Origin of the sequence: Ferruginibacter sp. SUN002 (assembly GCF_050611725.1) — a bacterium.
Classification (GTDB): Bacteria; Bacteroidota; Bacteroidia; order Chitinophagales; family Chitinophagaceae; genus Ferruginibacter.
The window spans coordinates 893,800-910,263 of sequence record NZ_JBODJB010000001.1 but is presented as its reverse complement, the minus strand read 5'-3'; the positions used below and the strand labels follow the sequence as shown (position 1 = coordinate 910,263).

Annotated in this window: 14 protein-coding genes and 1 tRNA gene; 9 read left to right on the top strand and 6 right to left on the bottom strand. The window is 37.1% G+C overall.

The window, feature by feature from the left end:
- Positions 1–18: 18 nt before the first annotated feature.
- The 3 genes from infB to rimP form a co-directional block, all read right to left on the bottom strand.
- Positions 19–2,823, bottom strand: coding sequence for a translation initiation factor IF-2 (gene infB / locus ACQ33O_RS04020; protein ID WP_430994273.1), 2,805 nt, complete (start codon positions 2,821–2,823; stop codon positions 19–21).
- Between the two features lie 106 nt (positions 2,824–2,929).
- A complete protein-coding gene (nusA, locus tag ACQ33O_RS04015; protein WP_430994272.1) occupies positions 2,930–4,180 on the bottom strand; it encodes a transcription termination factor NusA in 1,251 nt (416 codons plus the stop codon).
- Between the two features lie 59 nt (positions 4,181–4,239).
- A complete protein-coding gene (gene rimP, locus ACQ33O_RS04010) occupies positions 4,240–4,773 on the bottom strand; it encodes a ribosome assembly cofactor RimP (RefSeq protein ID WP_430994271.1) in 534 nt (177 codons plus the stop codon).
- A 168-nt stretch (positions 4,774–4,941) separates the two neighbouring features.
- Between rimP and ACQ33O_RS04005 the strand changes: the two genes are divergently transcribed.
- Both ACQ33O_RS04005 and ACQ33O_RS04000 read left to right on the top strand, forming a co-directional pair.
- Positions 4,942–8,808, top strand: coding sequence for a TraB/GumN family protein (locus ACQ33O_RS04005; protein ID WP_430994270.1), 3,867 nt, complete (start codon positions 4,942–4,944; stop codon positions 8,806–8,808).
- Between the two features lie 70 nt (positions 8,809–8,878).
- Positions 8,879–9,124: a hypothetical protein gene (locus ACQ33O_RS04000; protein ID WP_430994269.1), complete on the top strand. Its 246-nt coding sequence runs from the start codon at positions 8,879–8,881 to the stop codon at positions 9,122–9,124.
- A 24-nt stretch (positions 9,125–9,148) separates the two neighbouring features.
- Here ACQ33O_RS04000 and ACQ33O_RS03995 read toward each other — a convergent pair whose 3' ends face one another.
- The gene (locus tag ACQ33O_RS03995; RefSeq protein ID WP_430994268.1) at positions 9,149–9,763 is read right to left on the bottom strand and encodes an HAD family hydrolase; all 615 of its coding nucleotides are present in this window, start codon (positions 9,761–9,763) and stop codon (positions 9,149–9,151) included.
- Between the two features lie 70 nt (positions 9,764–9,833).
- Between ACQ33O_RS03995 and ACQ33O_RS03990 the strand changes: the two genes are divergently transcribed.
- The 5 genes from ACQ33O_RS03990 (at position 9,834) to ACQ33O_RS03970 (ending at position 13,632) form a co-directional block, all read left to right on the top strand.
- Positions 9,834–9,907: transfer RNA gene (locus ACQ33O_RS03990), tRNA-Ile, on the top strand.
- Positions 9,908–10,002: 95 nt separating this feature from the next.
- Positions 10,003–10,719, top strand: coding sequence for an outer membrane beta-barrel protein (locus ACQ33O_RS03985; protein WP_430994267.1), 717 nt, complete (start codon positions 10,003–10,005; stop codon positions 10,717–10,719).
- Between the two features lie 88 nt (positions 10,720–10,807).
- Entirely contained in the window at positions 10,808–12,655 is a 1,848-nt protein-coding gene (locus ACQ33O_RS03980; RefSeq protein WP_430994266.1) for an amidophosphoribosyltransferase, read from the top strand.
- 58 nt (positions 12,656–12,713) lie between these two features.
- Complete coding sequence (locus ACQ33O_RS03975) at positions 12,714–13,091, top strand: four helix bundle protein (RefSeq protein WP_430994265.1); 378 nt, start codon at positions 12,714–12,716, stop codon at positions 13,089–13,091.
- Positions 13,092–13,140: 49 nt separating this feature from the next.
- Positions 13,141–13,632, top strand: a complete 492-nt coding sequence (locus tag ACQ33O_RS03970; protein ID WP_430994264.1) for a SixA phosphatase family protein — start codon at positions 13,141–13,143, stop codon at positions 13,630–13,632.
- Between the two features lie 37 nt (positions 13,633–13,669).
- On the opposite strand, the gene ACQ33O_RS03965 is transcribed toward ACQ33O_RS03970, so the two are convergent.
- Positions 13,670–14,776, bottom strand: a complete 1,107-nt coding sequence (locus ACQ33O_RS03965; protein ID WP_430996151.1) for a glycosyltransferase — start codon at positions 14,774–14,776, stop codon at positions 13,670–13,672.
- A 204-nt stretch (positions 14,777–14,980) separates the two neighbouring features.
- Here ACQ33O_RS03965 and ACQ33O_RS03960 point away from each other — a divergent pair, with 204 nt between their 5' ends.
- Positions 14,981–15,229 (top strand): hypothetical protein, encoded by a 249-nt coding sequence (locus ACQ33O_RS03960; RefSeq protein WP_430994263.1) that lies wholly within the window; start codon positions 14,981–14,983, stop codon positions 15,227–15,229.
- Between the two features lie 3 nt (positions 15,230–15,232).
- Here ACQ33O_RS03960 and msrB read toward each other — a convergent pair whose 3' ends face one another.
- Positions 15,233–15,676 (bottom strand): peptide-methionine (R)-S-oxide reductase MsrB, encoded by a 444-nt coding sequence (gene msrB / locus ACQ33O_RS03955; protein ID WP_430994262.1) that lies wholly within the window; start codon positions 15,674–15,676, stop codon positions 15,233–15,235.
- Between the two features lie 209 nt (positions 15,677–15,885).
- Between msrB and ACQ33O_RS03950 the strand changes: the two genes are divergently transcribed.
- On the top strand, positions 15,886–16,461 hold the full coding sequence (locus ACQ33O_RS03950; protein WP_430994261.1) for an adenylate kinase: 576 nt from the start codon (positions 15,886–15,888) through the stop codon (positions 16,459–16,461).
- Positions 16,462–16,464 lie beyond the last annotated feature (3 nt).

The window sequence follows — 16,464 nt, the reverse complement described above, 5'->3', positions numbered from 1 at the left end:
ATGCCTTGCAGCTTGTATTTATAATGTACGTTTAACTTCTACTTCTTCAAATGCTTCTACGATATCGCCAACTTGCAGGTCGTTGTAGTTTTTAATGGTTAAACCACACTCCATATTTGTTGTGATCTCTTTTGCATCATCTTTATAACGTTTCAAACTTCCCAATTCGCCGGTGTATTTAACAATACCATCTCTGATCAAACGGATACGGTTGTTACGTGCAATTTTTCCATCCAACACAATACATCCTGCAACGGTAGCTTTATCAAACTTATATGTTTCTTTGATCTCAACATTTGCAAGTATCTTCTCTTCAACACCCGGTTCAAGCATACCTTCCATTGCACTCTTGATTTCTTCAATTGCATTGTAGATAATAGAGTACAACTTGATCTGTATAGATTCGGTTTCGGCCAAACGTGCCGCTTGCATTGAAGGACGAACGTTAAACCCGATGATGATCGCATCTGATGCATTCGCCAATGTAACATCACTTTCGGTAATGGCACCCACTGCTTTATGTATCACTTTTACAACGATCTCTTCTGTACTTAATTTTTGTAATGAGTCACTTAACGCTTCTACCGATCCATCCACATCACCTTTGATGATCACGTTCAACTCTTTAAAGTTTCCAAGTGCCAAACGACGACCGATCTCATCCAATGTAATATGTTTCTTAGCTCTCATGCCCTGCTCTCTTAATATCTGACCACGTGAGTATGCTTTTTCTCTTGCTTCACTTTCATCGGCATACACTTTAAATGTTTCACCGGCTTGCGGAGCACCATTCAACCCTAATATTAATACCGGGGTAGATGGAGGAGCCGTTTCGATACGCTGATTGCGTTCATTGTACATTGCTTTTACCTTACCAAAATACTGACCACTTACGATCATATCTCCCTGGTTTAAGGTTCCGTTTTGTACAAGAATGGTTGCAACATAACCACGGCCTTTATCAAGCGATGCTTCAATAACGGTTCCGTTAGCAACTTTTTCAGGATTAGCTTTCAACTCCAGAATATCTGCTTCTAGCAAGATCTTTTCCATCAATAGGTCGATGTTCATCCCTTTCTTAGCACTGATCTCCTGACTTTGGTATTTACCTCCCCAGCTTTCTACCAGAATATTCATCCCGGCTAATTGCTCTTTAATTTTTTCCGGATTGGCTCCGTCTTTATCTACTTTATTAATAGCAAATATCATTGGTACATTTGCCGCTTGTGCATGCGATATTGCTTCTTTTGTTTGAGGCATTACTGCATCATCTGCAGCAACCACTATTACAGCTATATCTGTTACTTTAGCACCACGAGCCCTCATTGCTGTAAAGGCTTCGTGACCAGGTGTATCCAAGAAAGTAATATTTCGTCCATCCTTCAACGTTACTTCGTACGCACCAATGTGTTGAGTAATACCTCCGGCCTCACCGGCAATAACGTTTGTATTACGGATATAATCTAGTAAAGATGTTTTACCATGATCTACGTGACCCATGATGGTTACAATAGGAGCTCTTGGTTTTTGATCTTCTTCATTGTCATCGTCTTCGTCTTCCTCCAATTCTGCGGCATCTTCAACTCCGATGAACTCAACATCATAACCGAATTCGCTAGCCACCAACTCGATCACATCTGCTTCCAGACGCTGGTTGATGGATACCATGATCCCAAGGTTCATACACTTGCCGATGATGTCTGCAAAACTTACATCCATCAAACCGGCCAGTTCACTCACAGAAATAAATTCTGTTACCTGGAGCTTATTATCTTCTGCACCCTCTATACCTCTTTGTTCAGCAAGCTCTTCTCTTTTTTGTTTACGATATTTGGCTTTAAGGTTTTTACCTCTGCTGCCTCCACCGGAAAGTTTTGCCTGCGTTTCTTTGATCTTATCCTGAATTTCTTTTGCGTCAATCTCTCTGTCTTTTTGAGGAGCAGCACCTCTGTTGCCCTGTTGCTGACCGCCGGGTCTGTTACCCTGATAACCACCTCCCGGTCTGTTACCTTGATACCCGCCACCAGGCCTATTCCCTTGTTGCTGGCCATTTCCTTGCTGAGGGCCTTGTTGTTGTGAAGGGGCCCCTCCTTTTTTCTCAATCGGTATTCTTTTACGTTTGCGTTGAGCGTCTGTTTCTCTTTTTGGTCTTGTATCATTATCAACAGGCAGATCGATCTTTCCTAAAATTTTAGGGCCGGTCAATTTTTCTGCCTGAATATTTTCAATCACCGCAGGAGCATCCGGCTCTACAGGTGGCTCTGGTGTAGGTTCTACCGGCTTCTCTTCTACTTTCTTTTTTGCAGGTTTTACTTCATCAACAACGGGCTTCTCTTCTGCTTTTTTTGTTGATTTTTTCGGACGGGTAGATGAGTCTATTGCTGCTAGATCTATCTTATCTATGATCTTCGGACCGTCAATTTCCGGAGCCGATACCTTAGTCAATTCTGTAGATTCCTGATCGACAGGAGTTACAGGTTTTTCTTCAACCACTGCTGCAACCGGTTCTACAACCGGAGCCGGCGGTGGCGATGTCTCTTTTTTCTTAAAAGAAAGATCTTCTTCGTCTCTTTTTTTCTTCGGTTCATTTGCACCGGCACCTTTTGGAAGATCTACCTGTTGAGCTTTTTGTTTTGCAGCCTTATCCTGCTGAAACTCTCCCTGTAACACACGGTACATATCTTCAGTAAGCTTTGCCGTAGGTTTCAGATCATCTCCGTTAAATCCTTTAGACACAAGGAAGTCTACAAGGGTATCTTTACCAATGTTAAACTCCTTGGCCGCCGCCATCAATCTGGGTGTATTTGTTGCTAATTCTGACATTTATTGTTTTTAGTTATAAGACCACGGTCGACAGACCGCAGACCACAGAAAGATCCTTTTATATAAAGTGATAGTCCATGGTCTGTGGTCCGTGGACTATCGTTTGTTACTCTTTCTCAAATTCTTCTTTCAACACTCTTCTTACATCTTCGATTGTTTCCTTTTCCAGATCGGTTCTGCGTTCCAATTCTTCGGCAGTTAGCGCCAATACAGATCTTCCTGTATCACATCCAACTCTTTTCAATTCATCAATGATCCATGGTTCGATCTCATCCGTAAATTCATCTAGATCAATATCGAATTCGTCTACTTCGTCTTCAGCATCACGGAAAACATCAATTTCATAGCCGGTTAATTCACAAGCTAATTTGATATTTACTCCACGACGGCCGATAGCCAATGAAACCTGATCGGGTTTTAAATAAACAGTTGCTCTTTTAGTTTCTTCATCCAGATCAATGCTGGTTATTTTAGCAGGTGTTAATGAACGCTGGATCAACAGTTGAATATTGCTTGTCCAGTTAATAACATCAATATTCTCGTTTTTCAATTCTCTAACGATACCGTGTATACGACTTCCTTTCATACCTACACAAGCACCAACCGGATCAATTCTATCGTCGAAACTTTCAACAGCGATCTTTGCTCTTTCTCCCGGATCTCTTACAATCTTTTTAACTACGATCAAACCATCAAAAATTTCAGGCACTTCTATTTCCAATAATTTTTCAAGGAAAGCTGGACTCGTTCTTGAAACAACAATAACGGCTTGACTGTTCTTTAATTCTACTTTTTTAACAACGCCTCTTACTGTTTCGCCTTTTTTGAAATAATCCGATGGTATCTGTTCAGATTTAGGTAAGATCATTTCATTGCCTTCTTCATCAAGCAATAAAACCTCTTTCTTCCAAACCTGATATACTTCACCACTAACGATCTCGCCAATACGATCATCATATTTTTTGATCAATAAGTTTTTCTTCAGATCGTTGATACGGCTTGCAAGCGTTTGTTTGCCTGCAAGGATGGCTCTTCTGCCAAATTCTTTCTGAATATCCACTTCCTCGTACAATTCTTCACCCACCTGATAATCGGGCTCGATCAGGATAGCGTCTTTGTACTCAATTTCGGTTAATGTATTGTATAAATCGTCGTTATCTACGATCGTACGGCGGCGGAATATCTCCAGATCACCTTTTTGATCGTTTACAATTACGTCAAATTGTTCGTCGCTGCCATACTTTTTACGGATTAATGTTTTAAATACATCTTCCATAACTTTCATCAACGTAGGACGATCAATGTTTTCTGCGTCTTTAAATTCCTGAAAGGAATCGATTAAATTAATACGTGCCATAAACCTTACCGACCTCACTTTTATATCCCCGTCGGCAGGGGAGTTTTGTGGTTAAAGTATTAGAATGCTATTATAATTTTTGTTTGTTTTATATCGCTGAAAGCAAATTGTTTTTGTTCGATTATCGCCTTCTTATTCTTACCCGTTGTTGTTTCTATTGTGATGCCTTCTTCTGTTACTTCAAGCAGCTTGCCTTCCGTCTTCTTTTCGTCATTCAGTGTTACTTCTACTTTTCTACCTATATTTTTTTTATACTGTCGAAGCAATTTTAGCGGCTCATCTATTCCCGGACTTGATACTTCCAGAGAGAAATTACCATCAGGATACCAACCTTTTTCCTCTACTACTTTATACATTGCCCGATTTATTTTTACGCATTTATCAATGCTTAAGCCGGAATCTGCATCTAAAAAAACCTTTATATTATTAGTAGGCTTGATCTTTATCGAAACCAGAAAAACATCTTCTGCCTCAATATGAGCCAAAATCTGGTGTACCAATGTTTCTATAGCCGTTATGGTTGTATCCTGAGTCATGATAAAAGAAGAAGGGAACGATGCCGTTCCCTTCTTTCCGAGTCTTTTGTCCGACACAAATGTACGAACTTATCTTTAATTGACAAAACTTGTTGCTACCGCGAGCCATTATTACTGCGATTTGTTAAAAAATACAAATATTATGCTCTATTGAGGGTTAAACTTGTTATGTAAAAAACAAAAAACATAATCTTGTATTACCTTTAGCACAACAACCCCACTTTAATGAACAAAATAGTAATCCTTGCAGTACTTGCATTCTCAACAATTACAGCAACCGGCCAAAAAGCAAAAAAAGAAGATAAAAAATACCAAAGCCTTTTATGGAAGATTACCGGAAACGGGCTAACAAAGCCGAGTTATCTGTTTGGTACAATGCATGTTAGTAATAAACTGGCATTTAACCTGATCGATTCTTTTTTTACAGCAATTAAAAGTGTAGATGTAGTGGCTTTGGAAAGCGACCCATCTCAATGGCAGGAAGAGTATAGCAAACCGGCTAATTATTCCAGAAACGTCTCTTACTACGGCGCAAGCAACTACAAAAGCCTGTTTGGCATGCCGGAAAGTTACTTCCATCAAAATAGTTTTGCCATCAATAAATATGAAAATAGCATAAAGTATGCATTGGCCATTGAACCAGCTATGATCAATGGAATGATGTACCGTACACAGGATTATACAGCCGATTTTCAGGAAGACACTTATCTGGATATGTATATTTTTCAATTAGGCTCGAAACTTGGAAAAAAATTGACGGGTGTAGAAAATTTTGAAGAAAGTGAAAAGCTAATTGCTGAAGCCTACAAAGATGCTGCAAAAGAGAAATCTAACAAAGGATACTACGACTACAACAATTATGACAATGGTGAAGAGCCTTATACACTTGAAGATGCTTATCGTAAAGGCGATCTGGACCATCTTGACAGTGTAGAAAACAAACGTTTGGGCAACAAGGCTTTTCTGGAAAAATTTCTATATAAAAGAAATGAGATACAAGCAAATGCAATAGACTCTATAATAAAAAACAAACAAAGTCTTTTTGTAGGTGTAGGTAGCGCACATTTACCTGGTACTCGTGGTGTAATTGAAATGTTAAGAAAGATGGGTTATAAACTAACTCCGATAAAGTGGGGAGAGAGAAATAGCTCACAAAAGGATGCTCTTGACAAGTTAAGAGTTCCTGTTGCTTTCAACACTGTAAGTTCGGAAGACAGTACTTTTACTGTGGCCATTCCAGGAAAGAAATTCTATTCATTAGGTTCCACAAGTGATCTTAATATACAACAGTATGCCGACATGGGCAACGGAACCTACTATATGACAAGCCGTATTAAAACCAACGCACTTTGGTGGGGAGACAATGCAGATGCAGTGAAAGAAAAAGTTGACAGCCTATTGTATGAAAACATACCGGGCAAGATCTTGTCAAAAAAAATAATCACAAAAAATGGATATAAAGGATTTGATATAACCAATCGTACACGACGTGGCAATGTACAACGCTACAATATTTTGATCACACCTTTTGAAGTGTTGGTTTTTAAGATGAGTGGTATTGGCGATTATGTACTTGAAGGAGATGAAGCACAAAAATTTTTTAATTCCATTTCCTTTAAAGAGAAAGAAAGCAATCAAAACTGGGTAAGTTTTCAGCCGACTATCGGTGGATTTAAACTATCGGTGCCAAATGAACCTTTTTTGCAAAAAGATGTAAGCAACGATCGATTTGAATACACATCTTACGATAGCAAAGAAAATATTACATACTCTTTGATGCAAACTACTATTCACAATTACGATTTTATTGAAGAAGATACTTTTGACCTTAACCTGATGGATGAAAGCTTTGCTTCTTCAGATATTGTAGAAAGACAAATAAGCAGGCAACATGGTAAATGGCAAGGATATCCTGTGCTTAATTGTAAGTATAAATTAAAAGACAGCAGCCTGAGTTCAGTAAGGTATATTCTTCGTGGTCCGATATACTATGCTCAAGCAGCATACTACAAGAAAGAAACAAAAAATGTTTTGCAGTATTTCGACTCTTTAAAAATGGTTCCTTTTACATATCCGGAAGTGAAATTAAGAGAAGATACTTCTATGAAGTTTACAGTACAGTCGCCACTTTTCCCCGACGAAAAGAAGCAAAACGACATGATGGATGTACTGAAAAACATGATGGATAGTTATACTACAGATGAAGAAGATGCCATGTCGATGGGCTTTAAAACAATTGGCAGTGATACCGCAGGCGAAAAAATATTTGTGGCTTATGCGAAGATCCCAAAGAGTACGTATATAAAAGATACAGCCGATATTTTTAAAGAAAGTGGTTTTAATATGTTTGGTCATGGGAGTAATAATGACCAGAGTTACATTTTTTTAGCAAAAGACAGCGGTGTTACCAAAGATAATATGTTGTACAAATTTGCTCAGGTAACAGATACAGGAAGTAGCAGAACCATTCTTTCAAAAGTGTTTTATAAAAATGGTCATGTACTTGCTTTAGTTGCATTAACAGATACAATGGCAACTAAGCAGAGTACTCTTTTTGCAAACTTCTTCCCTACTTTTAAACCAATGGCCGATAGTCTTAATGGAACAATAAACACAACCAAACCAAGCACCCAATTTTTTAAAGATTTTGCCAGTACTGATAGTGCTGCTCATGCCAAAGCTTTAAAGAAATTTTATTCTATTGATTTTGATTCATCTGATGTTCAATCGTTAAAAAAAATCATTGATACCATTAGCTGGAAAACGAAAGACTATCTTGGCTTAAAACAATCTTTTATCAGCAAATTGGCCTATACCAAAGACAGTACACTTGTGAACTACTTTAAAGAACTTTACATTGCAGCTAAAGACACGGCCGACCTGCAGAATACGATTTTAAATGCTTTGTTGAACATGCAAACAAAAGCGTCGTTCACAGCTTTCAAAGACCTCATCGTTGCTGAACCACCGGTAATTATTGACGGGTCATCATCATCTTACGATTATGCTTATGCAGATGTTGCAAAGAGTACAAGTGCATTCAAAAAAACCAATACATCTTCGTACTATGATTACGCAGAAGATGGAGGCACCTGGTCATCGATATACGACACCTTACTCTTAGCAAAAGTTTTATTCCCGGATATTATGCAGTTAATAACGCTGGATGATTATAAGGGAGAAGTAATGGGATTACTTGAAAGTATGGTTGACAGTGGTTTTGTAGATGCGAAAGATTATGACCAATACTTCACTAAATTTTACACCGAAGCAAAACATGAACTAAAGAAAGAAAAAGCAATAGAAGGACAAAAAGCCATTGCAAAAGCTGAAAAAGAAAATAAAGCAGACGGCGAAGAGGAGAACGATTATTACAGTTACCGAAATAATGAAGATGAGGATAAAAACAATTTTCTGTTGCAGAGTTATGGAACCTTACTGATACCTTTCTGGGACAAAAACCCCGGGGTAGTTACCTTTTTTGAAGATCTAATGAAACTTAAAAATGAAAAGATCCGTTTTAATACAATGTTTACTTTGTTGAAAAATAAAAAACAGGTACCGGATTCTGTCATCAATAATTTTGCAGAAAAAGAAGATTACCGTATTGACCTTTATAAAAGATTGAAGGACATAAAAATGCTAAATAAATTTCCTGCTAAATTCAACAATCAGCAAGATCTTATCAAAAGTGATATCAAGAGTAACAGCTATGGAAGCAATAGCTACGATACGATCGTATTCATCGACAAATTACCCGTTAGCTACGACAATAAAAAAGGCGTTGTGTATTTCTACAAGTACAAAACAAAGAAAAAAGATACTAAATGGAAAATTACGAGCTACGGAATGCAACCGGAAAACGCCAAAGAGTTTGATACTGAAAATGATGAGTTCGTTTTAAGACAATATTATTACAGTTATAACAACGATGTAAGTATGACGCTTGATGAAACCAAACCTGTAAAAGAACAATTACAAAAAATATTAAAAACAATGCTCATCAAAAAGCACAGAAGTGCTTATGAATTTTACAATCGGTCGAACAGCTATTATAATGATAGTTATGGCAGTTTTCCATATGTCCGCTAAAAGTTGATTTGACTGGGGGATTTTGAATATTTTAACAACATTCATCATCATTCCTTTTTACCTTTACTGTATGAATTTCTTTAGAATCGTTTTTGAATTATTCGCTTTGTATCTTTTATACAAACTGATATTTGATTTTATCATTCCGGTGACAAAAACCACCAAGGCTGTAAAGAAACAGTTTGGCGATATGCAAAGTCAGATGCAAGAAAAAATGAATCAGTTTAATAAGCAAGAACAAACACAGCAGGCAAACAAAAAAACTGCATCAACTCCTAAGAGTGATGATTATATTGAATTTGAGGAAATAAAGTAAATATCCAAATACGATAAAATCTTATCATAAATGCAGATCTTCAATTCTCTCAGCAGGCAATAACAAGTGGGTGTGAATGCCTACCGCCCTTGCCCCTTCAACATTCTGAATCGAATCCTCTATAAAAAGTGTTTCATCAGCAATGATGCCGGCATCATCCAGCACAAAATGATAGGTAGTTTCATAGGGTTTACGCATTTGTATGAGATGAGAATAATAAGCCTTATCGAAAAACACATCGATCGACGGAAGTCCTGTATCGGCAGTAAATATTTTTTTAAAGGCCGTCAAATGAATATTGTTTGTATTACTAAGTAAAAAAAGCCTGTACTTTTTGCGTAAATCCTTAAGCGTTTCCAGCGCTTCTACCCTAAAACCAAGCAACATTGCGTTCCATGCGGCTTCTATCTGAAGTCTGGTTGTTCCCGGATAGCAATATTTTTCAACTGCGTCATAAAAATCCTCATCGCTGATCTTACCTGTTTCAATATTTTCAAACAATTCATTGGCTTTGAATTGGCTAAACAACTCATCAAAGTTTGTAACGCCCAATTTTTGAAAGGCAATGGATGTTTTATGGTAATCCAGATCGAGCAATACTCCACCCAGATCGAAAATGATATTTTTGATATGTGCCATTAATTTAAAAAAATTGGCTGCAAAATATCTTATTTTACTTACTTTTGCCCTCCGTTATGTAAAAATAACAGGGCCTATAGCTCAGTTGGTTAGAGCACCTGACTCATAATCAGGTGGTCCCTGGTTCGAGCCCAGGTGGGCCCACAAAATTTGCCCGATTCATTTCGGGCAATTTTTTATCGTTTCATTTAACCTTTCGTTAACCCGATGGCAGTTATTTTTGCCATTCAAATTTTAACATGAAGAAAATTGTATTAGCACTTTTGGTTTTCGCTACTTCAACAGCAGTTGCGCAAAAGAAAAAAGACTGGAGTAAGGTTGATCTGAATCAGGCAGGAGATCATATTATGGTTCAATTTGGCCTGGATAACTGGGCCGGCGCTCCGGACAGCATAAGCTCTCATATGAAAAGCTTTTCTAGAGGATTGAATATTTACCTGATGATCAATAAGCCTTTTAAAACAGATCCACGCTGGAGTGTGGCATTTGGTGCAGGTATCGGAAGCAGCAGCATCGGCTTTAAAAAATTGGATGTGGATTTAAAAGCAAGCGGAGCGGTACTTCCGTTCAGAAATTTAGACTCGGCCGACCGATTCAAAAAATACAAATTAGCTACTACTTTTTTAGAAGCTCCGGTTGAGTTGAGGTATACATTTAACCCTGAAAAACAAAACAAAAGCTGGAAAATTGCTATCGGGGCTAAAGTTGGTACAATGCTGAATGCTCATACAAAAGGCAAAACCCTGCAAAATAAATACGGTACAACATTGAATTCCTATACCGAAAAAGAAAGCAAAAAAGTGTTTTTTAATTCAACCAGAATTGCAGGAACCTTCAGAGTTGGTGTCGGTCATTTTTCGTTATTCGGCTCATACCAATTCACAAATTTACTTAAAGATGGCGCCGGAGCAGATATGCATCCTTATCAATTCGGACTTTGTTTAAGCGGCTTATAGAGTTGCTTACAAATTATAAAATTTTATATCCCGCCATTGGCGGGATTTTTGTTTGAAGCTGTTAGGGAATGTTATAACTTTGCACCTCATGAGTGACGAAATTAAACACGAATGTGGCCTTGCTTTCATTCGACTTCGTAAACCTTTTAGTTATTATCAACAACAGTACGGAACCGTTTTGTACGGTATTAATAAGCTCTACTTATTAATGGAAAAACAGCATAACCGAGGGCAGGATGGTGCCGGTATTGCTACCGTAAAATTAAATGTTGAACCCGGGTATCCATTTTTACATCGTATTCGCAGTTGTGCTCAGCAACCTATTGCGGATCTTTTTCAACAGATAGGTAAGGAGATCGACGAGATAGAAAAATATCAACCGGCCATTAAAAACCACCCGGGTCTGATGAAAGGCCATGTAAATTTTTTAGGAGAATTATTACTTGGTCACCTGCGCTATGGTACACAGGGAAAGAATAATGTAGAATTTTGTCACCCGTTTATTAAACGTGATACTATTCCCACAAGAAATCTTGCGCTAGCAGGAAATTTTAATCTTGTAAACACTGAGGAGTTATTCGGACTTATAAATATCGATCCCGGAGTTTTTCAACGACAAAGTGATCTTGCCGCTATGATGGAGGTATTACATCACTTTCTAGTAAAGGCAGATGAAGCGTTTCCGGGAAAATTAGATATTGTAAAAGTGTTGAAAAAAGCCGTTCCGCTTTTTGATGGAGGATTTAATTTCTCCGGCATTATTGGAAATGGTAATGCTTTTGTAACAAGAGATCCTCATGGCATTCGTCCATCTTATTATTATGTAAATGACGAAGTAATTGTTGCAGCGAGTGAAAGAGCTGCTATCCGTACTGCATTTAATGTGGGTGAAAATGAAGTACAGGAATTAATGCCGGGACATGCGTTGATCGTAGATCCTGATGGCAATTATTCGATACAACAAATTGTAGAGCCGAAAGAAAGAAAGGCTTGTAGTTTTGAAAGGATTTATTTTTCAAGAGGTAGTGATGAAAAAATATACAATGAAAGAAAGGCGCTGGGTCGCTTTTTAAGTGAGCCCGTTCTGAAAGCAATAGACCACGATCTTAAGCATACAATCTTCTCTTTTATTCCCAACACAGCAGAAATTGCATTTTACGGTTTGTTACAAGGAGCCGATGATTATCTTAAAAAGATAAAAATAGAAAGAATCTTAAAATGGGGAAATAACGTTGATCCGGAAAAACTAACGGAAATGATCAACCGAAAAATTCGTTTTGAGAAAATTGCGATCAAAGATGTTAAACTCCGTACGTTTATTACAGAAGATAGCAGTAGAAACGAAATGGTTCAACACGTTTACGACATCACCTATGGTACTGTTCGTAAAGGTGAAGACACTTTGGTTGTGATCGATGACTCTATTGTTAGAGGTACTACTTTAAGAGAAAGTATTGTCAGAATGTTGGCTAGATTAGAACCCAAAAGAATCATCATTGTTTCATCTGCTCCGCAGATACGTTATCCTGATTGTTATGGAATTGATATGAGCAAATTAGGAGATTTCATCGCTTTCAGAGCAGCGATCGAATTACTGCATGAAACGAAACAAGAAGCTTTGCTAACTGAGCTTTTAGACAAATGCAAAGAACTACAACGCAACAATCAACTACATACAGAGAATATTGTAAGGCAAGTATATAAGCCATTTACTTTGGAAGAGATCTCCAATAAAATTGCTCAACTGATCACTCCTCCGGAAATAAAAATACCCGTTGATATTATTTATCAAACCATTGAAACATTACACATGGCTTGTCCAACCAATACAGGCGACTGGTACTTTACCGGCAACTATCCTACTCCGGGAGGTAACCGTGTTTGTAACAAAGCGTTTATGAATTATATGGAAGGGAAGAATGTGAGAGGGTATTAGATTACAAAATACAGATTTTCAAATTACAAATTATTGTAACTTGTAGCAAATTGTTAATATGGCTACAATTAAAACATTTGAAGATTTAGATGTGTGGAAACATGCAATTGAAATAGCAACAGATGTCTATTTAATTTCCAACACAACTAAGTTAAAACAGGATTTTGAAATGAAAGCTCAAATAAAAAGAGCGGCTTGTTCCATATCAAATAACATTGCTGAGGGCTTTGAATATGATAACAGAAAAGACTTCATTCGATTTTTGAAAATAGCAAAAGGTTCTGCGGGTGAAGTAAGAAATCAACTTATTATACTACAAAGGATTAATCTTCTCGACGAAAAAGAAATTAATAGCTTAAAAGAGAAATGTGTTTCTGTTTCTAAACAGTTAAAAGGATTTATTACATATCTGCAAAAGTATCCTGATAAAAAATAGAATATATCTGCATCAATCTGTAATTTGTAATCTACAATTTGTAATTATTTTGAAAACTATTCTACTTATACGGCATGCTAAAAGCGATCAAAGTTTTTTCGGTAATGATTTTGAACGCCCCTTGAATGAACGTGGCAAAAATGATGTTCCAATAATGGCTCAGCGCTTGCTCGATAAGAAGATCAATATTGATCTGTTTGTTGCCAGTCCTGCAAAAAGAGCAAAGAAAACGGCAGAGTTATTTTGTTCAAATTTGAATATCAAGCCCGAGGACATTTGCTTTGTTTCAAAACTTTATCATGCTTCTCCCGAAACATTACACGAAGTAATTTTTGAACTCGAAGACAACCACAATACAGTCGCTATCGTTACGCATAACCCGGGCATTACTTATTTTGTAAATGAAATTTCAGGATCATCGATCATCAGCAATATGCCTACCTGTGGCATTTTCACAGCAAATGTTCATTGTGATAAGTGGACCGATTTTACAAAGGCGAAAAAGGAATTTCTATTTTACGATTACCCGAAAAATGTTTGAGTGAACCATTGAATGTACGGATATATCTGTGTTCCCATCACCTAAGTGATTTCACAAAAACCTCTATGCGTTTTTTGTACTGCTCCATATCGGCATGTATCAACATCGGAGAAAAATTATTTGCCGCTTCAATCGCTTCTTTCAAAATAAATTTATCTTGTGCCACGCAGTAAAATATTTTCTGTTCGGTAAGATTTTTGGCTAAATATTCCTGTTCCGTTTGTCCCGGAGTGGGTATCAGTATTGCCTTTTGTTGAAGTTTAATTAGATCCATGATAGTAGTATATCCGCTTCTACTGATCACCATGGCCGACTGTTGAATAGCCTCATTTAATTCATTTGATGCAAGATGATTGATGATCGTAATAGCAGTATTTGTTGCTTTCTTTTCATCATTCACATCCGGCAAACCTCTTACAAACAAAACATACCCATGATAATCTTTTAATTGCAACAATAATAGTTCCTCAAAAATTGTTCTTTGTGGTTCAGGTCCGGAAATAAGAACAAGCAGGTCGTATTTCTTTTTTACATTATCAAACTTTTTAAACCTAGACAAACAACCAATGTATTTTTCATTTTCAGGAACAACGGCCGGATGAGAAAGGTCTCCGGCAATTTTATTCGGTCTTCCAAAATCCGGCACCCAACATTCTGTGTATTTTTTTATGAAACTGTAGTTTATTTTTTGTACGATCTTCTCAGTAAATAGATTACCTGTTTTTATCAGTAGTTGATGTGTTATGAAAACAGAAGGAATTTCGGTGTGGTACAATCCGTAACGATTATCTGAAATAACCGCATCAATTTTGTATGCTTTTACAGCCTCTCTCAACCATTTGTTTTCTTTACGTATTGCCGCCAAAACCTTGGGCATTTGTACGATCATTTTTAAAGGTAGCAGTAACTTATAACGACTATAGGTAATATCATAACCATCGAGATGTAAAAAATCAAGCTTCGGAAATTCTCTTTTCAGGAGTATTTCTACCGGACCTTCTCCGGCTATTATTACCTTGCAACCTTCTGCCAGCAACTCATTAATAATTGGAATACAGCGTGTAGCATGCCCCAAACCCCAGCTAAGCGGAGCCACCAATATTACCGGTTGTTTATATGTTTTGTTAAAATCGGTTGCAATCATCGTCACAAAGCAATATTTATTTGTGAAAATAGTTTAATTTAGTAATCGATTATATGAAAAGATTTATCAAAATATCGCTCTTGGTTTTATTAGTAGCGTCCGTTGCATTTACAAGTTGTAATTCATCTAAAAAAAGCGGATGCGGTTGCCCTAGTAAAAAAGGATTATCCGGCTACTAAAACCATTCGAACAACACGTACAAAAATGAATAATCTCAATAGAGATTTATTGGTTTTGTTTAATCAGGAACTGATGAGCCCTCAGGCCATTGAGCATGAGGTGGGGTTGTTGCATGAATTATTGTACGATGTAGAACGAATAGACAATTTAGTAACTGCCCACGAAGTAATCAATCTTAACAAGTATATTGTTACTAATAAATATAAAGATGTTCGTGAAGTGCTCAAGCAAACTGAGTTGAGGCCTTTTATATTCTTGAATAATAAGAATTAATTTCTACTCTTCTTTCTTCTCAAAATCTAAGATCACAGAATTGATACAATAACGTAATCCTGTTGGTGGTGGCCCATCTTCAAACACATGACCAAGATGTGCTTCACATCTTCCACATTGTACCTCAGTGCGTCTCATCCCATAAGAATTATCGGGAGTATAAATAATACTACCCTTGTTTACCGGTTCAAAAAAACTCGGCCAACCACAACTGCTGTCAAATTTTCCATTGCTGTTAAATAATGGATTACCACATGCTGCACAATAATACATACCACCTTCTTTAAAATCCCAGTACTTTCCTGTGAAGGCTCTTTCGGTTCCTTTGTTTCTGGCAATTTCATAAACATCCTTAGGAAGAATGGTTTTCCATTCTTCATTACTGATATTGACTTTGGCATCATCTGTTGTTGAATACACCGGATTGTTCTTTTTATCTGTTGACATAGTATTATTTTTTTCGTATGAACATTAATTGTATTTATATCTTCAATTGCAAAATTGGTAGAAATTGTCGCTATTTTCTGTATAAACAAGTAAATAACCAAATGGTTATATAGTTACGAAAGGTAATTTCAAAAAGTTTCGCCTTTTTGTTAAAGCATTTCTAAACTTGTATATTATATTTGCCACTCATTTACAATCAGCAATAAATCATGTTCAATTTAATACTTTTTGGCCCTCCGGGTAGTGGAAAAGGAACGCAAAGTGAAAAATTAATCGCCAAATATGGTTTAAAGCACCTAAGTACCGGTGATTTATTGCGTAGCGAAATTGCCGGAGGTACCGCACTTGGCTTAGCTGCAAAAAGTATTATGGACAAAGGCCAATTAGTACCGGATGAAGTAGTGATTGGTATGATCAGCTCTGCTTTGGATAATAATCCGGATGCTCAGGGATTTTTGTTTGATGGTTTTCCAAGAACAGCCGCACAAGCCGAAGCGTTGGATAAATTACTCGAATTAAAAGATACATCCATTGGTGTAATGCTAGCATTAGAAGTAAGTGAAGAGGAGTTGGTAAAGCGTTTATTAAAACGTGGTGAAACCAGCGGAAGAAGTGATGATACAAACGAGAGCATCATCCGTGCAAGAATTACCGAATACCAAAACAAAACAACTGCTGTTGCAGATTACTACAGAAATTTCGATAAAGTAGTAATGATAAAAGGAGAAGGCTCTATCGATGATATTTTCAACAGATTATCTAAAGAAATTGACGAGAGAATATAAGTA